The sequence below is a fragment of the Streptomyces sp. WM4235 genome (assembly GCF_001279725.1).
GTDB lineage: Bacteria > Actinomycetota > Actinomycetes > Streptomycetales > Streptomycetaceae > Streptomyces.
The window spans coordinates 1-20,566 of sequence record NZ_LGDE01000431.1 but is presented as its reverse complement, the minus strand read 5'-3'; the positions used below and the strand labels follow the sequence as shown (position 1 = coordinate 20,566).

21 protein-coding genes are annotated in these 20,566 nt (G+C 72.3%); 10 read left to right on the top strand and 11 right to left on the bottom strand.

Features of this window, described 5'->3' with window-relative positions; all coding sequences use genetic code 11:
• Positions 1–46 precede the first annotated feature (46 nt).
• Entirely contained in the window at positions 47–1,027 is a 981-nt protein-coding gene (locus ADK55_RS26760; protein WP_053682371.1) for an ArsR/SmtB family transcription factor, read from the bottom strand.
• A 156-nt stretch (positions 1,028–1,183) separates the two neighbouring features.
• On the opposite strand from ADK55_RS26760, the gene ADK55_RS26755 reads away from it, so the two are divergent.
• The gene (locus tag ADK55_RS26755; RefSeq protein WP_053682370.1) at positions 1,184–2,374 is read left to right on the top strand and encodes an MFS transporter; all 1,191 of its coding nucleotides are present in this window, start codon (positions 1,184–1,186) and stop codon (positions 2,372–2,374) included.
• Between the two features lie 16 nt (positions 2,375–2,390).
• Here the strand turns inward: ADK55_RS26755 and ADK55_RS26750 are convergent, their stop codons facing one another.
• Both ADK55_RS26750 and ADK55_RS26745 read right to left on the bottom strand, forming a co-directional pair.
• The gene (locus ADK55_RS26750) at positions 2,391–3,371 is read right to left on the bottom strand and encodes a hypothetical protein (protein WP_053682369.1); all 981 of its coding nucleotides are present in this window, start codon (positions 3,369–3,371) and stop codon (positions 2,391–2,393) included.
• A 104-nt stretch (positions 3,372–3,475) separates the two neighbouring features.
• Positions 3,476–4,750: a M14 family metallopeptidase gene (locus tag ADK55_RS26745; RefSeq protein WP_053682394.1), complete on the bottom strand. Its 1,275-nt coding sequence runs from the start codon at positions 4,748–4,750 to the stop codon at positions 3,476–3,478.
• Between the two features lie 211 nt (positions 4,751–4,961).
• Here ADK55_RS26745 and ADK55_RS26740 point away from each other — a divergent pair, with 211 nt between their 5' ends.
• Positions 4,962–6,233, top strand: a complete 1,272-nt coding sequence (locus ADK55_RS26740; RefSeq protein ID WP_053682368.1) for a hypothetical protein — start codon at positions 4,962–4,964, stop codon at positions 6,231–6,233.
• Positions 6,234–6,336: 103 nt separating this feature from the next.
• Here ADK55_RS26740 and ADK55_RS37975 read toward each other — a convergent pair whose 3' ends face one another.
• Together ADK55_RS37975 and ADK55_RS26730 are read right to left on the bottom strand one after the other, a co-directional pair.
• Complete coding sequence (locus tag ADK55_RS37975; RefSeq protein WP_053682367.1) at positions 6,337–6,708, bottom strand: SH3 domain-containing protein; 372 nt, start codon at positions 6,706–6,708, stop codon at positions 6,337–6,339.
• A 135-nt stretch (positions 6,709–6,843) separates the two neighbouring features.
• Positions 6,844–7,479 (bottom strand): TetR family transcriptional regulator, encoded by a 636-nt coding sequence (locus ADK55_RS26730; protein WP_053682366.1) that lies wholly within the window; start codon positions 7,477–7,479, stop codon positions 6,844–6,846.
• A gap of 96 nt (positions 7,480–7,575) precedes the next feature.
• Between ADK55_RS26730 and ADK55_RS26725 the strand changes: the two genes are divergently transcribed.
• Together ADK55_RS26725 and ADK55_RS40130 are read left to right on the top strand one after the other, a co-directional pair.
• On the top strand, positions 7,576–7,758 hold the full coding sequence (locus ADK55_RS26725) for a hypothetical protein (RefSeq protein WP_053682365.1): 183 nt from the start codon (positions 7,576–7,578) through the stop codon (positions 7,756–7,758).
• A complete protein-coding gene (locus ADK55_RS40130; RefSeq protein ID WP_234350259.1) occupies positions 7,755–8,180 on the top strand; it encodes a hypothetical protein in 426 nt (141 codons plus the stop codon). The genes ADK55_RS26725 and ADK55_RS40130 overlap by 4 nt, the downstream gene beginning before the upstream one ends.
• Positions 8,181–8,250: 70 nt before the next feature.
• On the opposite strand, the gene ADK55_RS26715 is transcribed toward ADK55_RS40130, so the two are convergent.
• From ADK55_RS26715 to ADK55_RS26705, 3 genes are all read right to left on the bottom strand, one after another.
• A complete protein-coding gene (locus ADK55_RS26715; RefSeq protein WP_234350258.1) occupies positions 8,251–9,210 on the bottom strand; it encodes an aldo/keto reductase in 960 nt (319 codons plus the stop codon).
• Positions 9,211–9,251: 41 nt separating this feature from the next.
• Complete coding sequence (locus ADK55_RS26710) at positions 9,252–9,602, bottom strand: PRC-barrel domain-containing protein (protein WP_107089316.1); 351 nt, start codon at positions 9,600–9,602, stop codon at positions 9,252–9,254.
• Between the two features lie 290 nt (positions 9,603–9,892).
• Complete coding sequence (locus tag ADK55_RS26705) at positions 9,893–10,072, bottom strand: CsbD family protein (protein ID WP_053682364.1); 180 nt, start codon at positions 10,070–10,072, stop codon at positions 9,893–9,895.
• 203 nt (positions 10,073–10,275) lie between these two features.
• On the opposite strand from ADK55_RS26705, the gene ADK55_RS26700 reads away from it, so the two are divergent.
• Both ADK55_RS26700 and ADK55_RS26695 read left to right on the top strand, forming a co-directional pair.
• Positions 10,276–10,437, top strand: a complete 162-nt coding sequence (locus ADK55_RS26700) for a hypothetical protein (protein ID WP_053682363.1) — start codon at positions 10,276–10,278, stop codon at positions 10,435–10,437.
• Between the two features lie 534 nt (positions 10,438–10,971).
• Positions 10,972–11,361, top strand: coding sequence for a hypothetical protein (locus tag ADK55_RS26695; protein WP_159041556.1), 390 nt, complete (start codon positions 10,972–10,974; stop codon positions 11,359–11,361).
• 64 nt (positions 11,362–11,425) lie between these two features.
• Here ADK55_RS26695 and ADK55_RS26690 read toward each other — a convergent pair whose 3' ends face one another.
• Positions 11,426–11,995, bottom strand: a complete 570-nt coding sequence (locus tag ADK55_RS26690) for a hypothetical protein (RefSeq protein ID WP_053682361.1) — start codon at positions 11,993–11,995, stop codon at positions 11,426–11,428.
• A gap of 259 nt (positions 11,996–12,254) precedes the next feature.
• On the opposite strand from ADK55_RS26690, the gene ADK55_RS26685 reads away from it, so the two are divergent.
• Both ADK55_RS26685 and ADK55_RS26680 read left to right on the top strand, forming a co-directional pair.
• On the top strand, positions 12,255–13,580 hold the full coding sequence (locus ADK55_RS26685) for a cytochrome P450 family protein (RefSeq protein WP_053682360.1): 1,326 nt from the start codon (positions 12,255–12,257) through the stop codon (positions 13,578–13,580).
• Between the two features lie 26 nt (positions 13,581–13,606).
• On the top strand, positions 13,607–14,716 hold the full coding sequence (locus ADK55_RS26680) for an amidohydrolase family protein (RefSeq protein WP_078999449.1): 1,110 nt from the start codon (positions 13,607–13,609) through the stop codon (positions 14,714–14,716).
• Between the two features lie 117 nt (positions 14,717–14,833).
• On the opposite strand, the gene ADK55_RS26675 is transcribed toward ADK55_RS26680, so the two are convergent.
• A complete protein-coding gene (locus tag ADK55_RS26675) occupies positions 14,834–16,414 on the bottom strand; it encodes an MFS transporter (protein WP_234350257.1) in 1,581 nt (526 codons plus the stop codon).
• A 186-nt stretch (positions 16,415–16,600) separates the two neighbouring features.
• On the opposite strand from ADK55_RS26675, the gene ADK55_RS26670 reads away from it, so the two are divergent.
• Positions 16,601–17,185, top strand: a complete 585-nt coding sequence (locus ADK55_RS26670) for a helix-turn-helix domain-containing protein (RefSeq protein WP_053682359.1) — start codon at positions 16,601–16,603, stop codon at positions 17,183–17,185.
• A 60-nt stretch (positions 17,186–17,245) separates the two neighbouring features.
• Here ADK55_RS26670 and ADK55_RS40125 read toward each other — a convergent pair whose 3' ends face one another.
• Positions 17,246–19,483 carry a serine hydrolase gene (locus ADK55_RS40125; RefSeq protein WP_234350256.1) on the bottom strand — a complete coding sequence of 746 codons (2,238 nt, stop codon included), beginning with the start codon at positions 19,481–19,483 and terminating at the stop codon, positions 17,246–17,248.
• A 513-nt stretch (positions 19,484–19,996) separates the two neighbouring features.
• On the opposite strand from ADK55_RS40125, the gene ADK55_RS26660 reads away from it, so the two are divergent.
• Positions 19,997–20,521, top strand: coding sequence for a hypothetical protein (locus tag ADK55_RS26660; protein WP_053682358.1), 525 nt, complete (start codon positions 19,997–19,999; stop codon positions 20,519–20,521).
• Positions 20,522–20,566: the final 45 nt, after the last annotated feature.

The following is a 20,566-nucleotide window of genomic DNA, read 5'->3' as shown; positions in this document are numbered from 1 at the left end:
AGTGACCCGGTGGCCGCGCACCCCGGGTCACCCTTCGCCGCGCCGGTCAGCGCCCGCCGGCCAACCGGTCACCGAGAGGACTGCGGCGGTACAAGACCTGCCGTCCGTCGCGCGCCCGGGTCAGCAGGCCCGTGGCGTGCAGCACGCGCAGGTGTTGGGACACGGCGCTCGGGGTGACCCTGAAGCGACGGGCGATCTCGATCGTGGGCAGTGGCTCGTCCAGGAGGTCGAGCAGTCGGGCCCTGGTCGCGCCGAGCAGCGACACCAGGGCCGCCGAGTCGGCCGTCGCCGGTTCGGTCCAGAGCGTCGCCACTCCACGACTGGGATAGACCAACAGCGGCGCTTCCCCGGGGTCGACCGGGGGCGCGGGTTTGTGGGCGAAGACGGACGGCACCAGCAGGAGCCCTCGACCGGAAGCCTCGGCACGATGACTGTCGATCATCCGGTCGATGTGCAACACGCCGTTCTCCCACCGCAGGTTCGGGTGCATGCCCGCGAACAGCCTGCGGGCGCCGCCCATGGCCAACTGCCGTGCGCGGTAGGTCATGTCGGCCTCCAGGAGGAGCCTCATCCGCGGCCACGCCGGCTCGACGGCGAGTTCCCAGTAGCGCCGCAGGAGGTCGCAGATCGCGTCGCGGAGCCCGTCCACCGCCGCGTCGTCGGCGCCCGCGGCGGCGCGCAGGGCCTCGGGGAGCGGATCCGACGCGTGGGCCGCGGACAGATCGCGACGCACCCGGTCGGGGGGCGTCACCCGGACGAGGGCCAACTCCTCCTCGAAGCTCGGGGCGAAGCCCGGCGGTCGCGGCGTCAGGAAGTCGGGAAGGGTGAGCCTGCGCGCGACCAGTGACATCAGCAGGCCGGTGTCGAGCGCCCCGAGCCGGCCGAGCACGGACCTGCGCCACGGCAGGTGCAGCGCGGACAGCCCCGGATCGCGCAGCACCCGCAGGCTGAAGACCGTCTCACCCAGCGGCGAGAGCGCGAAGCGCGTGTCCGCGAGGTCCTCGACACCCAACACGAAGCTGATCATCAAGCCATACGCTACATCCATTGGAGGCCGCCCGAAGGTGCCGTGAACTCGGCGCATGACACCCACCGCTGCCGCGCAGCGCACGAAGAAGGATCCCGGCTCGACGCACGGCCCCGGGCGCCGCCCGCGCGCCGCGGGCGGGGCGGTGGACTTCACGTGAGCCGCCGACTGCTCCTGCCCCTGGCCGTGACCTGCGGCGTCGCCGTGGGCAACATCTATTTCCCGCAGGCCGTCGGCCCGCTGATCGCCGCCGGCCTCCACGTGCCCCCCGCCGAGGCCTCGTACGTGGTGACGGGCACTCAGGTCGGTTACACCCTGGGGCTCTTCCTGCTGGTTCCGCTCGGCGACCGGCTCCCGCACCGTCGGTTCCTCGTCACGCTGCTCACCCTCACCGGACTGGGCCTGCTCGCCGCGGGCTGCGCGCCCACCTTGCCGTTCCTCGTCGCCGCCTCCCTCGCCGTCGGGGTCTCGACCGTGGCCGCCCAGGTCATCGCCCCCCTGGCCGCGGGGCTGGTGGCCGACGACGGCCGCGGCGCGGTGATGGGCACCCTCTTGAGCGGATCGATCGGCGGCATGCTGCTGGCCCGTACGTTCAGCGGAACGCTGGGCGAATGGCTGGGCTGGCGGGCCCCCTATCTGGTGGCCTCGGCCGTCGTCCTGCTGCTGGCGTGGGTCCTGGCCCGCACGCTCCCCGTCACCACCCCCTCCTCGCACGGCTCGTACCCGGCGCTGCTCACCGCGTCGCTCCGTCTGCTGCGCACCGAGCCCGAACTGCGTCGCTCGTGCTTCTACCAGGCGACCGTCTTCGCCGGGTTCTCGGCCGTCTGGACCAGTGTGGCGCTGCTCCTGACCGGCCCCCGCTACGGCCTGGGCGCCCAGGCCGTGGGCATGTTGGCGCTCGTCGGTGGGGTGACGATGCTCTGTACCCCGCTCGCCGGCCGGCTGGTGGACCGCGAGGGCCCGGATCGGGTGAACCTGGTCTCCCTGATCGGTGTCCTCCTGTCGGCCGCGATCCTCGCCGCGGGTACCGCGGGCGGGGTGGCGGGGCTCGCCGCCCTGACGCTGGGGACGGTGCTGCTCGACGTCGCGATGCAGTCCGGCATGGTCGCCAACCAGTCCCGGGTCTTCGCGGTGCGCCCCGACGCGCGCGGCAGACTCAACACCGCCTACATGACCTGCGCCTACCTGGGGGGCAGCGCGGGGTCGTGGCTCGGGGTGCGAATCCACGACCGGGCCGGCTGGGCAGGCGTGTGCGTGCTCTTGGCCTTCCTCGCCGCCCTGGCCCTGGCCCGCCACCTGGTCGTTCCGTCCCGTTCGCGCCTTGGGGAACGGCAGTCGTCGCGCTGACCCTCGGCGGGAGGCGTCAGCGGCGCAGGGCCGTACGGAGCGTCAGCCCGTGGTGGAGCCGCAGCCGGCGCAGCTCCCACCAGGACAGGGCGGTCACCGTGACCGGGGCGCCGAGGATGAAGGCCACCCTGGCACCCGCCGGAACCTGGTCGTAGGACCCGGTGATCACATCCACGAGGGCCATCTCCCACACCAGGACGCCGGCGAGGATCGGCGGCAGCACCTCGTGGATGTCGGCGGTGCGGAAGACGTGCACCAGCGACAGTCCGATGCCGTAGAGGGCGAAGCCGATCGACCACAGGCACAGCACCAGCACGGCGATCTTCCCCGGCAGCCCCACGGCGTCCCGCACACCGGCCAGTTCCGGGGCCATGGCGAGGGCGGCGGTGCCCATGGACGCCATGATGGCCAGGACCGAGCCGAGCGGGCGCAGGGCCCGGCGCAGGTAGACCCGGCGCAGCCCGTCCCGCGCGGCCGCCACGAAGGCGCCGACCACCACGGGGAAGGTGCACACCAGTACGAGGACGCTGGACCAGCTCTGGTCGAGGCGTTCGCTCGCGACGCCGTGGATGTCGGCGGCGCTCGCGACGGCGTTGTAGGTGACCATCAGGCCCACCCAGGCGACGAGTCCCAGCCCGGTCCGCCACAACTGGAGCTTGCGGACCTCCCGGTCGTCGACGATCCCGGGGCGCGAGGGACGGAAGGTCCGCCGGGCGGCGTACACGGGGTTGTAGAGCCCGCGCAGGATCTTCCGGGCCCGTGACTGTTCTACGCGCGGGGGCGGGCCCGGCGGAAAGGGCGGTCCGTACGGGTATCCGGGCGGCGGTCCGGGCTGTGCGTACGGATACCCCGGCGGCGGGCCGGACCGGCCGTACGGGTACCCCTGCGGGGGAACCGGTGGTGCGTAGGGGGGCCCTGGCGGCGGATGCGCGGCGCCGCCGCCCGCCGGATCTCCGTACCCACCGCCGCCGTACCCGCCACTGCCGTGACCGCTCATGCCGCATTCCCCCGATGTGCCGCCCTACCGAACCCAGGCATCTTAGGGTGTGCCCGCGGCGGGGCCGGTCCGATCCTCGGTGGAGGGGCGCGCGGGAGGCGACCTCAGCAGCCGAACACCGGCTCCCCCGCCGCGAGATGGTGCGCGGCCCGGCCGTCGAGCAACAGGGGGACGAGGATGCGCAGGGATTGGCGCAGGGGAACGAACGCGCCCGTACCGGAAGCGGTGACCCGTACGCCGTGGAGGGCGAGCCGCTCACGCACTTGCGCGTACCGGGCGGCGGTGAGGCGGTATCCGCACGGCGGTTCGGTCAGCGTCTCGGCCGGGGACGCGGGCCGGTTGTCCGCGCCGGCCCAGCGGATCGCCCCCTCGTCCCGGTATCCGGCGATGCGCGCCCGCCCCGTGGCGGCCGCGAGCGGCCGGGCCTCCTGGACCGCGTAACGGAACAGACCTCGCAGTGCGGCGAGTTGGGAGTCGACGCGGCGCAGGTGGTTGCGGGTGGGGTCGGCCTTCTCCGTGGCACCCGCCGGCTCCAGGCGGCTCTCGACGAGCAGGGTGACGGCGTGTTTGAGGCCGGCGGCGTTGCGCAGGATGTGTTCCTGTCCGTCGCCCGCCGTCTGCCCGATCGGGGCGCCGGTGACGGGGTCGGTCCGGATTCCGTAGGTGCCGGTCGAATACCCGGCGGCGCGGGTCGTGTCGCGCACGTGGGCCTCGGACAGCAGGCGGGACTGGGCGTACACGGCGGGGTCGGTGTTGGGGTTGCGCGGCCAGAGGTCGAAGAGGTCCTTGTCGTACGTGCCGGGGGTCGACCGGTACTCGTGCAGGTCGAACACGACGTTCGGGCGCCGGTCGCGCAGCACGCCCGCGACGGCCCGCGCCTCGGGTGAGGTCAGGGCGACGTGGTCGCGGTTGACGTCGACGCCGTCGGTGTTGGTCCGGGTGCCGGCGGCCCGGCCGTCGGGGTTCGCGTTCGGGACGACCAGGACCGTGGCGGTCGCGAGGAGGCGCCGGGTCGCCGGGTCCCGTGCGTACGCGAGATCGCGCACAGCCGTCAGGCAGGCTTCGCGTCCCGCCGGTTCGTCGCCGTGCTGGCCGCACACCAGCAGCACGGTGAGCGGCGCCCTGCCGTCGCCGATGCCGACCATGCGCAGCGGACGACCTTGGCGGGTGGTGCCGATCCGCAGCAGGGCGGCCCGGTCGCCGCCCCGGTCGACGGCGTCGAGGAAGTCCCGCTCCTCGGCCTCGGTGGTCCAGCGTGCGCCGGCCGTCGTCTCGAAGCCGGTGCGGGGCGGGGCTTCGGAGCCCCGGGCCGGGCCGGCCGTCAGGAGCAGGGCCGTCAGCGCGCCGACGAGGCCCAGCCGCGTGGCGAACCGTCTCACGAGGTCACCGCTCACGATGTCGGCTTCGGCGTGATCTGACACGGCATCTCCCGGTGTGGGACGAACGGTCCGCACAGTCTGTCGCTTCGGAGTGGCCGTGACCGCCGGACCGTCCCGTGTCGCGCGTCCGGTCAGTTCCGATGGGTTCCGATGGGGTTCCGGCGCGAAGGTGCCTGTCGGGGGCCGGGGAGCCTATGTAATGTCACATCGCATGATGTTCTTACGGCGTACCGCGTCGGCCGCGGCCCTTCTCGCCACCCTGATCCCGTTGACCGTCGCCACGGCCGCCACGGCGGACGAGCGCACCCCCTGCCGCACCTCGACCTCCGCGCCGCTCGACGCCGAGCAGGCGCGACTGTCCGACCCGAGGACGACCGCCCTCGTCGAGCGTGCCGGGTTGGGCGACTTCGTACGACGGTTCCCCGCCGCGCTGTGCGGGACGCGCGGCCCCGCCGAGGCCGAACGGCTCCTCGACGGCTGGGGCGAGGCCCTGTGGCAGTCGGCCGTAAGCCGGGCCCAGGGGCAGCGGCCCGGCGGTGATCTCGCGACCGGCGACGACCGGCCGTTGTACTGGACCCGGCTGGCGATGACCGCCGCGCTCACCCGCTGGGAGCCCGCTTTCGCCGTCGACCGGCGTGCGCTGCGGGCCCGCTTCGAGGACGCCTCCCGAGGTCTCACCGACAACGGGTTCCGGTCGGCTCCCGGCGTGCGGCGCGTGTTCATCAGCGGCTTCGACCCGTTCGGGCTGGACGCCGAGATCCGCCGCGCCAACCCGTCCGGATCGGCGGCCCTGCGCCTCAACGGCCTCCGCGTCACCCTCGCCGACGGCAGCCGCGCCGAGATCCGGGCCGTCGTACTCCCCGTGCGGTACGCCGACTTCGACGCCGGCATGGTGGAACGAGCCTTCGCCCCGCATCTGGCCGCCGGCGCCCAGCGGGCGGACGTCATCACCACCGTCAGCCAGGGCTACCCCGGCATCTTCACCCTGGAGGACTGGGCGGGACGCGCACGCTCGGCCGACCCGTACCCGGACAACGCCCGCGCCCTCTCGGGAGGCACCCGCGAACATCCGGTCACCGCTCCCGGTATGGGCCGGGGCGCGGAGTTCATCCGGACCACCCTGCCGGCGGACGCGGTCACCGCCGCCGTGCAGACGCCCTATCCGGTGCTTCTCAACCGCGCCGTCACCGAGATTCCCGCCGGGGGCACGGCGCCGGTGGACCGTACCGACGGCCCGACGCCCGGGTCGCGCGCCGTGGAGGGCGGTGGTGGCGGCTACCTCTCCAACGAAGTGGCCTACCGCTCCAATCGGTTGCGCGTCGAACTCGCACCGGGAATGCCCGGCGGACACCTGCACACCCCGGTACTGACCGGACTGCCGGCCGACCCCCAGGTCCTGACCGGACCCGAGTTCGAACGCAACGAGAGCGCGATCACCTCCGAGGTCCGGGCCGTACTCGAACACGCCGCTGTCCGACCGTGACGTCCGCGCCGTCCCGGTCCTCCCGGTGGCCGGCGCGACGACCGTCATCGCTCAGCGCCGGACGGGTCACCGCGCGACCGGCGCGACCCGTCCGGCGCTCCGGTCAGCAGGGCCTGATCGGCTGGAGGTTGTGGACGTAGCGGGCCGCGACCCAGCCGTTGACCCCGTGGACGCGGTACCAGATCGGATTGCCGTCGACCCACTTGCCGCGCTTCTCGCACACCAGGCCGATGCGCCGGTGGGTAGCGAGCGTCTTCACGACCTTCGAGTGGATGGTGGGCTTGCTCCGCACGTTGACGCCCCACTTCGACACCACGACGCCGAAGGTGTGGACGGGCTTGGGTGCCGCCTCCACTCCCGCCCGGTGGGCCGCGCCCGCTCCGGTACTCGCACCGGCCGCCCAACCCGAGGCCCCCAGGGGCCCGATCAGCAGGCCTGCCGCGAGCACGCACGCCGTCGCCGTCTTCTTCACCATCGCTCAACACTCCCGTCGCCCTGTTCAGCCGTAGGCGGTCACGCCAGGCACCGCCGATCCGACTATCACCACGGCGTCGGCCTTACGGGTGCTTGACACGCCTGCCCGTCACCCGGTCGGCCCCGCTCCGCGTGCTCACGCCCGGGTCCCGTCGACCCAGTTCAATCGCCCCCGGTGGATGAGTCGCAGCTGACGGCGGGCGGTGTCCGTCACCTCGGCCCACTCGTTGTCCTCCAACGCCGCGGCCAGGTAGGCCGAGGCCGTCATCACCATGTGGTCGACGTACAGACGGGCCAGCATCAGGAGGTCCGCCGGGCTCCAGCCCGCGCCGAGCGGATCGGAGGCGAGTCTTTCGGCCACTTCCCGGGCGAAGGCGTCGAGCCGACCGGCGATCGTCTCCCGCACCCCGCGTACCCCGCCGTGCCGTTCCCGGACGATGAATCGCAGGTGTCCGGGGTACGTGCGCACCAGCTCCGCCATGAGATCGACGGCCTCGTCGAGGCGCCGGTCGGCGTTCCCCGAGGCGCCCAGGAGGGAGCGGACAGCGCCGTGGAGGTTCTCCAAGGCCTCGTCCACCAGGGCGATCCCCAGTTCCTCGATGTCCGCGAAATGCCGGTAGAAGGCGGTCGGCGCCACGCCGGCGGTACGGGCCACCTCCCGCAGGCCCAGGCTCCCCAGGCTCTGTTCCTCCAGGAGCGACAGGGCGGCGTCCAGCAAGGCCCGGCGGGTGCGGTGGCGTTGGGCCTGACGGGCCCCGACGGTCTGACTCATGTCGGAAAGTAAACCCCGATCCCCCGGCAACCGCATGCCACCATTTAGACTGGGTAGTCAGTGCACAACTGTCACCCATTTTTGGGAGGAAGCACGATGCTCTTCCTCGTTGCGGCCCTCATGTTGTTGGGGGTCCTGCTGGGAACCGTGGCCCACGTCCCGGCGCCGGTCACCCTCATCGGAACGGCCGTGATCGCCGCCTGGCTGCTGATCTTCGCCGTACGTGAACGGACCACGCGCCACCACCGATCCGCGAGCCGTCAGGAGGGTTCCTCATGACATCCCACCGCACGACCCTGGACCGCACCGCCCACGACCACACCGACCTCGACGACAGCCGAGTCGACGTCCCCACCGCGGCCGGCGGCGACACCGCCACCCGTGACACGGCACCCGGATCCGCCCACGGGCAGGCCGGCCGCGCCGACGCCGCCGACCGCGAAGCCGGAACGGGCAGCGCCGGGACCACCCGCGAGGCCGACGGCATGGCCGTCGTCTCGTTCCTCTCCGGCCTGGTGGGTCTGCTCGCGATGAACCTCGTGCTCGGACCGATCGCGATCACCCTCGCCGCCCTCGCCCTGCACCGCGGCACGAGCCGCCCGGGGCGCGCCCGCCTCGGCCTCGTGCTCGGCGTCGCCGACCTCGCGATCCTGGCGTACCTGATCAGCGCGGACGGCACCTGGTCGTGGAGCGTCGGCTGAGGCCGGCGCCGAGCGGACGGCCGGAGACGTCCCTACGGAACGACACCCGTCCGCGAGGGCCCTCGCCCGGTCAGGGCAGGGGAACGCCGCGCGCCGTGAGCCACAGCTCGTACCACTCCTCGTGGCTGAGCTCCGGGTCTCGTCGCGCGGCGTCCCCACAGGCCCGAATGCGCTCCGGGCGGCCACTGCCCACCACCGGCACGATCCTGGCCGGATGCCGGCGCAGCCACCACAGCAGAATCGTTTCTGGGGTGGTGCCCTTCTCACCGGCGAGCTTGGCGATCAGGCGCGCCGTCGCGTGCTCCCGTTCGCTCTCCTGACGGCCGGTGAACCGGCCCTGCGCCAGGGCTCCCCAGGCCTGCAGGCGAACGCCCCGCGTCAGGCAGTACTCGATCGCCCCCGTGGGGAACCCGTTCTCCGCCGCGCCGGGCGTGTTCACGAGCACGCCGTCCTCCAGCCAGTCCCGACGGTCCAGGCTCATCTCCAACTGATTGGCGACCAGCGGGAATTCGAGGTGGGACTGGAGCAGCGCGATCTGGGCGCCGCCCATGTTGGACACGCCGAACTCCCGGACCAGCCCCTGCCGGCGTAGCGAGGTGAGCGCCTCGGCGATCTCCGCCGGGTCCGCCAGCGGATCGGGCCGGTGCAGGAGGAGGACGTCGATGACGTCCGTACGGAGCCGCGAGAGGCTCTCCTCGACCCGCCGCACGATGGTGGGGCCGCGCAGGTCGTAGATGCCGGGGCGTCCGCCCTCGGCGAGGCGGATCCCGCACTTGGTCTGGAGCGTGATGCGTTCGCGCAGACCGGGGGTGCGGGAGAGGACCTCGCCGAACACCGCTTCGGCCTTGCCGTGCCGGTAGATGTCGGCGTGGTCGAATCCCGTGATGCCACTGTCGAGGGCCGCCTCGATCGCGGCCTCGGCCGCGTCGATGTCGCCGGGCCCGTACGGCTCCGTGTCCCATCCGCCGCCGAGCGCCATGCATCCGTAAAGCAGCCGGTCCCGATCCGCCTCTTGCGCCTTGATCACCATGTGGCACAGCCTACGGGCGCGGCCGAGAGCCGGTCCGGGTGTCAGCCGATGAAACCGCCGTAGTAGCCGCCGATCCGGCTGTAGTAGTCGGTGTCGCCGATGTGCTTCTCGCTCACGAACTCCGGAGCCGCCTTGATCTGCTCCTTCGTGCGGTCGACGTAGATCTTCTCCTGTGCCACGTCGACGTGGATGACCGTGCCGGCGGGCAGCAGGACCTCCCGGCCGAAGATCCACGGGCCGGTGTCCACCACGATGTAGGAGGACCCCGCGTCGTCGGAGTGCTTGCTCACCTTGCCGATGTCCCCGTCGGCCGCCTCGACCTTGAAGCCGGTCAGGTCGATGGCCTCCAGTCGGCCCGAAGTCTCGCGGTATCCCCACACGTTCACGTTCACGAGCTGCTCCCTCATCTCCGGATCGACGCGCCCGCCCTGCCCGACCACCGCGCGGCGGGGGCGGCGGGCGCCTTCGATCACCGCCTGCCCAGGGCCCCCGTTCTCACACGTGCGTCGCGTGCGGCGCCGCCGGAGCACTCGGGAGCCGGGTCACTCGCGGGTGGGGCTCGGGACGACGACGGGGGCCGGACCCCTCGTGGGGAGGTCCGGCCCCTGTGGTGAGCGCCGCGTCGGTCGACGCTTCGGCCCCGGCGCTCTCGGTCAGCGCTTCGGTCAGTGCTTGGCTTCGGTCAGTGCTTGAAGGTGTCCTTCAGCTTTTCCTTCGCCTCGCGGGCATCGCCCTTGACCTGCTCGGTCCGGCCCTCGGCGGTAAGACGCTCGTTCCCCACCGCACGGCCGGCGATTTCCTTCATCTTGCCCTTGGCCTGCTCGGTCTTGGCCTTTGCCTTCTGCTCACCGGACACGGTCATCACTCCCATGCGGTTGAAAACGCTTACCCCGCGGCACCTGACCAGAAAATCGGACTTCAAACGCCCCGGCTCCGCTTTCACCGGTTCCATTTCCTTCTCGACCAGGCGGGTGTACCCACCGCCCGTCCGGCATAAGAATCGAGTAAGAAGAGAAAATGCCGAACACGCGGTCGGGCAGACGGACATTCGGAGGTCGATAAACCATGGTTCCCCTTCTTCTCGTGCTTCTGCTCGTACTGATTCTTTTCGGTGCGGGTTTCGCGCTCAAGATCCTCTGGTGGGTCGCGATCATCGTCCTGATCCTCTGGCTGATCGGCTTCGTCGCCCGGCCGAAGGGCAGCAGCGGACGCTGGTACCGCTGGTAGCGCCGCCGACCACGCCGTACGTCACGTGGGCCCACCCCGCACTCCGGGGTGGGCCCACGGTCGTGCCGGCACGGTCCGGCGCGCAGGCGCCGGCCGAGATCGCATGCCGGCAGGGGGCGCCGGGCGCCCGCCATGACGCTTCCCGTCGAACCGGCCGACCCGGAGAGTGGGGGGCACCACGTGGCATCGAAGCGTGGATCGAGACGCGTACGGACACGCGGCGGGCGGGGTCGGGACCGCCGGCGCCCGCAGCCGCCGCGGCGACGCTCCCGGGGGCCCTGCACCCGGTGTCCCCCGGCCGGTCGGTCATCCCCTGGACTTCGCGGCGGCGCGCGAGACGCGTTGACGCCGGGCGGAATCGAGTCGTCCAACCGCCGGGATTCGCCCCCTCAGTGGTCCGATCGGCCGGCGGTCGAGGGGCTAACAGGGGTGAAGGTGACTCCATCATGACAGGTCAGACGGCTTTTTTGTAGGACTGACGACACAGCCGATCTCCCTTGTTCGGGGGCCTGTTCGGATTTGAGAATCTCCCTCATGAATCCCTCGGCGCACATCAATCACCACGCGGTCCTTCGAGCACGAGTGGCTCTCCTCGGTTCCAGGAAGCCGCCCCTCGACCAACGGGTCGCCGCCTACCGTGTGCTCGCCCAGGTGAGCCCCCTGGCGTATCTCCCCCTGCTGGCCATCGCCTTGGGCAAGTACGCCCGGCGGGAATTCGCCGATCGTCCCGACATCGCGGCGGCCCTCCACGCGGAATCGGTCGCCGCCGCGCGCCGCGTGTGCGCACTGGAGCCCGAGCGCGTGGAACTCCTCGTCCATTCGCTGACGTTGTACAGGGAGCAGCTGATCCACATGGACCGTCAAGAGGAAGTCCGCGCGGTGGAGCTGGAATTGACCACCCTCTTCCAAGCCGATCAGCGGTAGCGCGGCGAACCGCTCGGCGGCCGGCCGCCGAGCGGTTCGAGCCGACCGGACCCGGGGGCCCGGGTCAGGTCCGGGGCTTCGGGCGGGTGGTGCCGGGGAGGCAGGTCACCGCGGGGTTGTAGGTCTCGTAGGTGCCCTTGGGGTTCTCCTTCCACAGCCACATGTGCAGGGCGTAGTGGACGGGCTGGCCGGGGAAGTGTCCGCGCAGCGGGCCCGTGAAGGACCGGCCGAAGAGCTTCGGGCGGTCGCCGTCCGTCGTGAGGTCCTGGTCCTTGTCGTAGACCAGCCACTGGACCCCGGTGAGGCGCTTGCCGCCGCGGCCGTCGTCCTCGTAGTACAGCGCGGCGGGCTTGGCGGGATCGACGGAGTTGTCGTACGCGTGGTTGAAATGCGGGTAGCCGAGGGCGCCCGTGCCGGCCGGGTCGGCCACGCAGTACTTGTCGGGGACGTAGCCCGCCTTCACGCCGCCGGCGTGCCGGAGGAAGGGGGCGGTCGCCCGGTAGGTGACGGCTCGGTCGGCGGCGGCCCTGCCGGTGTCCGCGCCGGATGCCGCGGACGCGACGGTGGGACCGGCGGCCGCCGTCAGGGCGAGTGTCGCGGTCGTGATGAGGACCAGGGTGGTGCTGCGAGCCATGCGCGGACTCCTCGGTGGCGGGCTGGTTGCTCGACGAGCAGCATGATGTCCCGGCCCACCGGACCCGCCACGCGACCCGACCGCACGGCGACCGGACGACTGACCGCCAAACGGCCGAGCGGCCGGACGGCGAGGGCCGACCCGTTCCGCACGTCCGGCCCGGGCCGCCTGACTCGAACGAACCAAGCCCCGTTTTGCGAACGCTCCCGTCGGGGAACCGCTGAGTCCACACAGGCGAGTGGCACGGAGGGTGCGGAACATGACGCAGGAGAACGCGACGACACCGGACGGCGCCGCCGCCGTGCACGACCTCGTGGCGGCCGTGTCCAAGGGCGCACCGGAGTACCGCTCGTGTCCCCACCCCGTCTACGCCGGCCTGCGCGAGCGGGATCCGGTGGCCCGGTTGACCCCTCCGCACGGCGTCGCGACGTACCTCATCACCCGCTACGACGACGCCCGGGACGCCCTGTCCGACCCGCGTTTCAGCAAGAACATGCGCGGGGCGATGGACATCTACCACGCCGTGTTCGGGGACTTCTTCGACGCCTTGGACGACAACGTGCTGTTCTCGGACCCGCCCCGGCACACCCGGTTGCGCCGTGTCCTGCGGAGCGCCTTCACCCCCAGACGGGTGGAGGAGATGCGGGCCGGGATCACCGAGATCGCCGAGCGCCTCCTCACCGAGTGCCGCAAGAACAACACGGTCGATCTGATGTCGTCATTCGCGTTCCCCCTGCCGATCTCGGTCCTGTGCGAGCTCATGACGATCCCGGAGGCCGATCGCCCCGAGATCCTGGAACAGTTCGCCGTGGTCACGCGCTCCCGGTTCAACCCCGCGGCCAAGGCCGAGTTGAAGGCCGCCGAGGAGTGGCTGCAGGATCGACTGCGGCGGCTGATCGCGCACCAGCGGGCGAACCCCTCGGACTGCTTCCTCGGGGACATCATCAGGGCGGAGGAGGCCCTGGACGACGCGGAGCTGGTGTCGTCGCTGTGGGTCCTGTTCTTCGCCGGGCACAAGACCACCGCCTACCAGATCGGGAACTCCGTACTCGATCTCCTGCTCCACCCCGATCAGCTGGCGACGCTCCGCACCGACCCCACTCTGATCCCCCGGGCGGTCGAGGAGATCGTCCGCTTCGAGGGGTCGGTGGAGACGTCGACGTTCCGCTACGCGACGCAGGACGCGGAGATCAGGGGCACGGTGATCCCCAAGGGGTCCCTCGTCCAGATCGCCATCTCGTCGGCGAACCGGGACCCGGAGAAGTTCGACCGCCCCGACGACCTCGACGTGACGCGCGAGGGACTCCAGGGCACGCACCTCGGCTTCGGGCACGGAACGCACTACTGCCTGGGCGCGCCCCTGGCACGGCTAGAACTCGAGATCGCGCTCTCCTGCCTGCTGCGGGAGTTCCCGGAGATGGAGATCGCACCGGACGAGGAGCCCGCGGGGGCGTGGCTCAAGGGGCCGATGGCGGCGTTCCGCGGGCTGGAGCGACTGCGGCTCGTCCTGGAGCCCTCGCGCCCGGTCGAGACGCCCGCGCCGACGCACCGATCGGCCACGACCTCTGTTTCCGCCCACAGGTGAACCGATCCGAGGGACGGTGATTTGGCATGCAGAATCCCACGAACACCACCTCCGGCCTGCGCCTGGTGCGCGCGTCCGTCGAGGGGCTCCTGCTCCCCTCGACGGTCACGGGTGACCTCGTCGGTGACCTCGCCCGGGTCGCCACGGACGATTCCTCGCCGGTACTCGACTCGGGGCACGGAACCCGGCCGAAGATCGACATGCACCATCACTACTGCGCCCCGGAATGGCGCGAGTGGGCCGAGCGCCACGAGCTGATCGATCCGAGGCAGTTGCCGCGTTGGGCGGGGCTCGGCATCGAGGAGGCGGTCCGGTTCATGGACGGCGCGGGCATCACGACGGCGGTGCTCAAGCCGATGCTGCCGGCCCGCTACCGGTCGTCGGCGCAGCTCCGTGAGGCGATCACCATCACGCTGCGCTCGATGGTCGAGGTGAGCGCCTCCCATCCGGGCCGCTTCCTGCACTACGTGCCGCTCTTCCTCGACGACCTCGACTCCTCGTCCTGGGCCATCCGCCGCGGACTCGGGCAGCTCGGCGCCGTGGGTGTGAACGTGACGGCGAACTACGGCGGCGTCTACCTCGGAGACCCTTCCTACGACCGGGTGTTCGCCGAGCTGAACGAGGCCTCCGCCGTGGTGGACACCCACCCGCACCACCTCCCGGGTGGTCCTCCCGGCGCGCCGACGGTCCCCGGTATCCCGAACTTCATGTGCGACTTCCTGTTGGACACCACACGGGCCGCCGTGAACATGATCAGCAGGCGGACGCTCGACCGTTTCCCGGACATCTCGGTGATCCTGCCGCACGCCGGTGGCTTCCTCCCGTACATCGCGCCGCGCCTGGAGGCTCTCGGACGGTTCTGCGACCCGCCCATCGAGCCCGCCGCGGTCCGCGACCACCTCCGACGCTTCTACTACGACACGGCGGGCCCCATGGCGCCGGCCGCGACCCTCCTCCCCCACGCACCCGCCGACCACATCCTGTTCGGCACCGACTGGCCCGCCGCGCCCCCCGACACGGTGCTGGACCTGGCGCTGCCCGCGCTCGACGCGGACCTGGCCCTCACCCCCGAACAGGTCCGGGGGATCCACCACGACAACGCGCTCCGGCTGATCCCGCAGTTGGCCACGGCCTGACTGCGGCGCCGCGCCCGCTCCCGGGCCCGGCGCCTGCGGCCTTCCCGCACGCCATCCACGCACACGCGTGGGTGGCGGGTGCCGGGTCGGGCCGAAGAGGTACCGGCGGGCATGCGGTCAGCGCCCCCTCCCGCCGGGGTCGGTGGCCGCGCGGGCCGGCGGCGTCCCCGCCGCGCCGGGGGTGGGGTTCCTACCGCCGGGGCGGGTGTCCGTACCGCCGGGGCGGGTGTCCGTACCGCCGGTCGCCCGCGACGCGTACGCCCTCGCGAGGAGACCACCGCCCACCACCAGGGCGAGTGCGCAGAGGATCAGCGCGGCCCCCACCGCGAAGGTGAAGCGCACACCCGTCGCCACGGCCTGCGGGCTCGCCGTCGTGACGTCGTCCGAGGCAGCGGCGAACGTGAACACCGCTCCCATCACGGACGCACCGGTGACGAGCCCGAGATTGCGCGAGAGGTTCACCAGCGCGGAGGTCACGCCCCGACGCTCCGGGGCGATCTCCGCCATGACGGCGGTGTTGTTGGCCGTCTGGAACACCGCGTATCCGGCGGTGACGACCACGAGCGGGACGACGTAGCCCGCGACTCCCGCCGTCACGCGTGTCATCGACAGGGCGGCGGCGCCGGCGGCCATCGCGAGGAGTCCCGCGCAGGTCGTGCGGCGCGCTCCGAAGCGGTCCACCAGCCGCCCGGCCGGTACACCGGTCAGCGCGGCGACCACCGGCCCGACGGCCAGGACCAGTCCGACGAGGGCGTCGTCGAGTCCGAGCCCGCGCGAGAGGTGGAACGGCCCGACCACGAGCGTCGCCATGACCACGGTGGTGACGAGCGTGCCTGCGGCGAGGCCCGCGCTCAGGACCGGGTCACGAAACGCTGCCAACCGGACCAGCGGGGACGCGACGCGCCCCTCGACCCGCGCGAAGAGGACGACCCCGAGCACGGCGGCCGCCAACAGGGCCGCGTTCGCCGCACCGAAGCCGCCGCGCCCCAGGGTCATGGCGAGGGCGTAGGCCGCGAGCGTCAGGGCCAGCAGCGCCATGCCCGCACGGTCGAAGCCGGGCCGCGCGCCGGCGGGTTCGCTCGCCTGCCGGTCGACCGGGAGGTGACGGCGGGCGAGGAGCAGGGTCAGGAGTCCCAGCGGCGCGTTGACGAGGAAGAGCGCCCGCCATCCGAGCCCGGAGATCAGCACGCCGCCGAGCGAGGGACCCAGGGCGGTACCGATCGCGGACATGGTCCCGAGCATTCCCATGGCCCTGCCGATCCGCGCCCTGGGAACCGTCTCGGCAACGAACGCCATGGTGAGGGCCATCATGACGGCCGCCCCGAGACCTTGTACCGCCCGGGCGGCGATCAGCAGCCAGAGGTGGGGCGCGCCGGCGCACAGCAGCGAGCCCGCCGTGAACACCGCGATCCCGGCGAGCAGCAGCCGCCGGCGGCCCACGAGGTCGCCGAGCCGTCCGGCGCCGACGATCAGGGCGGTGACGGCCAGGAGGTAGGCGAGGACCACCCACTGGACCTGCTGGAAGGAGGCCGTGAACACGTGCGCCAGCGTGGGCAGGGCGACGTTGGCGCTGCCGGCGCCGAGCGAGGAGAGCACCGTGGCCAGCGAGAGCGCGGCGAGCGCTCCTCCCGGCGAGGTCGTCCCCCCGGCGCCGCCGGCGGCGACTGTCCCGCGTCCCTCGTCGATCGGTTTCAACACGAACTCCGTTCTCTCACGGCCTCCTCCGGCCCGGCCGCCGGGTGGCGGCGGGTGGGGCGGGGAGACGGCGTGGCCGGCGGCCCGGGCCGGTGCTCGGCCTCGGTGCGCTGCCGGGGAGAGTGCACCGGCCCTCGTGAGTCGACAATCTTTGTTGCCGGTTCCGGGACGACGGTATGGAATGCGTCCATGGACAGACCACAGCCCTACCGAGCGGTCCTCGACGAGGTCGGCCCCCGACTCAGGCGGGTGCGCGCCGCGCGCGGACTCACCCTCGCGGCTGTCTCCGAGGCGACCGGCATCTCCAAGAGCACCCTGTCCCGGCTGGAGTCCGGGCAGCGCCGCCCCAGCCTGGAACTGCTGCTGCCGCTCGCCGGCACGTACCACGTACCCCTGGACGACCTGGTGGGAGCTCCCGAAGTGGGCGATCCCCGGGTGCGGTTGACGTCCCACTCCCTGCCGAACGGTGGGGTGTACGTGCCGCTGTCGCGTACCCCGGGACCCATCCAGGCATACAAGATGATCATCACCGATCGGGGTGCCGACCCCTCCCCGCGAACCCACGAGGGTTACGAGTGGCTGTACGTGCTGAACGGCCGGTTGCGCCTGGTCCTCGGCGAACACGACCTGGTCCTCGGCGCCGGCGAGGTGGCGGAGTTCGACACCCGGGTGCCCCACTGGTTCAGCAGCGCGGACGGACGGCCCGTCGAAGTCCTCAGCCTCTTCGGACGGCAGGGAGAACGCATGCACGTACGCGCGAAGCCGCAGGCCTGACACGCCGGCCCGGCACACGGGGTCCCCGCCCGGGCAGTCCGGCGGGGACCCCGCGGGCCGTCAGCCGAGGCGGGTCAGCCTGTTCCCGAACGAGGGCTCGGCCAGGTCGACGCCCACCGCCACCTCTACGGTCTTCGCGCCGTCGCCGTCACCGACCGTCAGCACCCCGACTTCGGCGCCGGCCTTCGCGGTGTGGGGCAGCGTGGAGGCACCGCCGCCGAGCGTGAGGCGCAGCCGCTGCCCCGGAACTCCGATCGCGTTCAGGTCCTTCGTGGCCACCAGCGGCGTACGGCCGCCGAGTCCGTCGTCGACGTGACCGACCACCTGTCCCTTGTGGATGACCGGAGTCGAGGCGAGTGCCTTGCGGACGGCGTCGATCACCTTCCGGCTGTTCTCCTTCACCAGCTTCAGGCTGTCGCCGCCGTTCAGGTCGGGGCCGTCCGCGTGCTGGTCCATCATCGTGCCGAGGATCAGGGGCGTCTCCTCGCCCACCGACTTGAACGAGGCCCACAGCAGCGTGCCGCCGGCCGCCGAACTCGATCCGGTCTTGATGCCCTTGACGCTGAGGTCCGCCGCCGTGAGCAGGGTGTCGTTGTTGTTGTAGATCGGCTTCGGCAGCCCCGGGATGGTCGCGTTGGGCAGTTTGACGATCGCGCGGAAGGAATCGTTCTTCATCACCGCCTCGGCCAGCTTCAGTTGGTCGACGGCGGTGCTGACGGTCGCCTTGTCCAGGCCGCTGGGATCGGTGTAGACGGTGTCCTTCATGCCGAGTTCCGCGGCGGCGGCGTTCATCTTCGCGACGAAGGCGTCCTGCGAGTCCGTGCCGGAGTCCCAACGTGCCAGCAGCCGGGCGACGTTGTTGCCCGAGGGGATCATCAGCATCTTGAGCATGTCCTGCTGGCTGTACTTGGCCCCCGCCTGGAGTCCCTCGATGCGGGACTCGTCCTCGGAGGTCCCGTCCGCCACCGCCGCCGCGTCGACCGTGATGTCGGGGCCCTTGTCGGTGGGCTTGGCCAACGGGTGGTCCTTGAGGATCACGTAGGCCGTCATGACCTTGGCGACGCTCGCGGTCGGGACCGGCCTCTGCTCACCGAACACGGCGATGTCACCGGAACCGGGCACGCGGATGGCGCCTTGGCCCTCGGTGGGCCAGGGGAGGGTGAGCTGTCCGTCGACGGTGTGGACGGAAGCCGCGGCGACGAGCTTCGGTTCGGGCAGGGGGCGCATGAGCTGGGCCCCGGCGAAGCAACCGGCGAGGACCAGCACGATCGGCGTCCAGATCTTGACGCGACGCAGCGCGGTCCGGCGGGGGGTCTCCGCCGGCGGCGGGGTGTTGGTGAGCTCGGCCAACATGTCCAGCGGCGGCTGCGGAGGTTGCGGGACCTCCCGGGTGCGCTCCGGGGCGGGAGCCATCGGGGCGGGAGCCGTCGGGGCGGCAGCGGGCACGCGGGCCGGGGCCGGCATCCGCGTGGGGGTCGGGGTCCGGGGCGGGGTGGGGGCCGGGGTCCGCGTGGGTGCCGGGGTGGGGGCTTCCAGTGCCTTCAGGGCGACGAACTCACTGGTCCGCTCGCCGTCGCCCGCGTTCTCCCGCGCCCACGACGGCACGCGTACGGGCGCGGGTGCGACCGATCCGCCTCTCGTTCCCTTCTCGGGCCCCGCCTTCGGTCCCGCGTCCGGTCCCGATGCGGCTCCCCCGGTGGTCCCCTCCCCGGAGGGGCCTTCGCCGGCCTTCGGGGTCTTCGTGGCTTGCGGGGCTTGCGGGGCTTGCGGGGTCGGCTCGGTCCGCGGAGCCGCCGGAGCGGTCCCCGGCCCCCGTTCCGGCCCGGTGGGCCCTTCCGGGCCAGGGGTCGTCTCCCCGGATTCGGCCGTCCGCTCGGGCTCCGGCGTCTCCTCGGCGTCCGGTGCCGGGTCGGGAACGGCCGTCGCCCCGGAGCCGTCCGACGCCCCGGAGCCGTCCGACGCCCCGGAGCCGTCCGACGCCTCGGAGCCGTCCGACGCCTCGGAGCCGTCCGACGCCTCGGGGACGACCGCGTCCTCGGCGCCGGCCTCCTGCTCGGGCTCCGCCGCCTCCTTGGACTCCCCCGACGCTCCAGGCCCTGCCGTCACCCCAGGCCCTGCCGTCGCCTCGGGCTCCGACGTCGCCTCGGGCTCCTCCCGGCCGTCGTCCGACGCCTCGGCCCGTCCCGCAGGCTCGGGCGCCTCGACACCCTCGGCCTCCTCGGGAACGTCTTCGGTCGGGCCGGTTGCCGCGGGCCCGGCCCCACTCGTTTCGGCCTTGTCGCCGCCGTCCACCCGCACGGGCTCGACGGTGGTCGCCCGCCCCGCATCCGGTTCCGAGGTCCCCGGGTGCGCCGCGGTCTCCGTAGTGCCCGAAGCCTTCGGAGCCTCCGCAGGGTCCGAGGAACCGTCCGCCACCGTTACCGCCTTCATCCCAGCCCCGCCTTGACATTCGCCTCCGGCGGCCGCTCCATCGCCCACGCGATGACGGTGGCCCGCCGGCTCTCGCCGATACCGTTCACCGGCGGGTCGCACGGAACCCGCCGGACGTCTAGATGCGCGACGGGCCCGGGGCGTTCCCCCTCCCCCGTCCTGTGACCATTCGGTCATACTCCGACGTCAGAGCAGGTACGGGCGATGCCCCTGCGGACAGGTGTACGAGGTTGTGGCGAGGGTGGCCGTACGGTTTTCCGAGTGACCGTTCTCACGTCGCCCTCGGCCCCGCCGCTCCCCTCGGCCGTCGTCGCGCCCTGACAGACTCCCTCCTTGATCACGAGGCCAAGGGGCCTTCGTACGGGCGGAATCGGGAGAGTTGTGCGCAAGGTGAAGTGGGTGGCCGTGGCCGCCGGTGTGGTGTTGCTGGTGGCGGGTTGTGGGAGCGAGGGCGGCGCCGACAAGGGCAAGGGCGGCGAGGGGCCCGCGTCCGGGACGGCGGCCCCGGCGGAGCAGGGTGCGGGCACCCTGGACGCCGCCGCGGTGAAGAAGGAGATCGCGGGCGCCGCCACGGCCGCCGGCTTCACGGAGAAGTCGGGTGACGATGTCCCGGCGACCCTCCGGTCCTGCATGGTCTCCTGGAGCCCGGACGGCAAGAAGGCCGCCGATTCGAGGCAGTCGTTCGACGGCACGGTCACCGCCCTCGTGAAGGGAGGCTGGAAGGAGACGCGGACCTCCGATCAGCCGATGTCCGTCATCAAGTCGCTGGACAAGAGCGGCTGGACGGTGAAGGCGAGCCACCAGGGCAAGGCCGGCAGTCTCCTGGTCATCTCCTTCATCGCCGTGGACAACGGTCCCACCTGCGCGAAGGCCTTCCAGGAGGACCTGACCAAGAACAAGCAGTAGCCCCGGGCCGCCGCGCCCTGTCCGGCGGGCCGGGCGGGGCGGGCG

Excerpts from the sequence above, each read along its gene's own strand:
- ADK55_RS37975 (WP_053682367.1), bottom strand. The coding sequence starts at position 6,708 with ATGGTGAAGAAGACGGCGACGGCGTGCGTGCTCGCGGCAGGCCTGCTG.
- ADK55_RS26700 (WP_053682363.1), top strand. The coding sequence starts at position 10,276 with ATGGTTCCCCTTCTTCTCGTGCTTCTGCTCGTACTGATTCTTTTCGGT.
- ADK55_RS26680 (WP_078999449.1), top strand. The coding sequence starts at position 13,607 with ATGCAGAATCCCACGAACACCACCTCCGGCCTGCGCCTGGTGCGCGCG.
- ADK55_RS26725 (WP_053682365.1), top strand. The coding sequence starts at position 7,576 with ATGCTCTTCCTCGTTGCGGCCCTCATGTTGTTGGGGGTCCTGCTGGGA.
- ADK55_RS26695 (WP_159041556.1), top strand. The coding sequence starts at position 10,972 with ATGAATCCCTCGGCGCACATCAATCACCACGCGGTCCTTCGAGCACGA.
- ADK55_RS26730 (WP_053682366.1), bottom strand. The coding sequence starts at position 7,479 with ATGAGTCAGACCGTCGGGGCCCGTCAGGCCCAACGCCACCGCACCCGC.
- ADK55_RS26705 (WP_053682364.1), bottom strand. The coding sequence starts at position 10,072 with ATGACCGTGTCCGGTGAGCAGAAGGCAAAGGCCAAGACCGAGCAGGCC.
- ADK55_RS26715 (WP_234350258.1), bottom strand. The coding sequence starts at position 9,210 with ATGGTGATCAAGGCGCAAGAGGCGGATCGGGACCGGCTGCTTTACGGA.
- ADK55_RS26685 (WP_053682360.1), top strand. The coding sequence starts at position 12,255 with ATGACGCAGGAGAACGCGACGACACCGGACGGCGCCGCCGCCGTGCAC.
- ADK55_RS26760 (WP_053682371.1), bottom strand. The coding sequence starts at position 1,027 with ATGATCAGCTTCGTGTTGGGTGTCGAGGACCTCGCGGACACGCGCTTC.
- ADK55_RS26670 (WP_053682359.1), top strand. The coding sequence starts at position 16,601 with ATGGACAGACCACAGCCCTACCGAGCGGTCCTCGACGAGGTCGGCCCC.
- ADK55_RS26740 (WP_053682368.1), top strand. The coding sequence starts at position 4,962 with ATGATGTTCTTACGGCGTACCGCGTCGGCCGCGGCCCTTCTCGCCACC.
- ADK55_RS40130 (WP_234350259.1), top strand. The coding sequence starts at position 7,755 with ATGACATCCCACCGCACGACCCTGGACCGCACCGCCCACGACCACACC.
- ADK55_RS26750 (WP_053682369.1), bottom strand. The coding sequence starts at position 3,371 with ATGAGCGGTCACGGCAGTGGCGGGTACGGCGGCGGTGGGTACGGAGAT.
- ADK55_RS26690 (WP_053682361.1), bottom strand. The coding sequence starts at position 11,995 with ATGGCTCGCAGCACCACCCTGGTCCTCATCACGACCGCGACACTCGCC.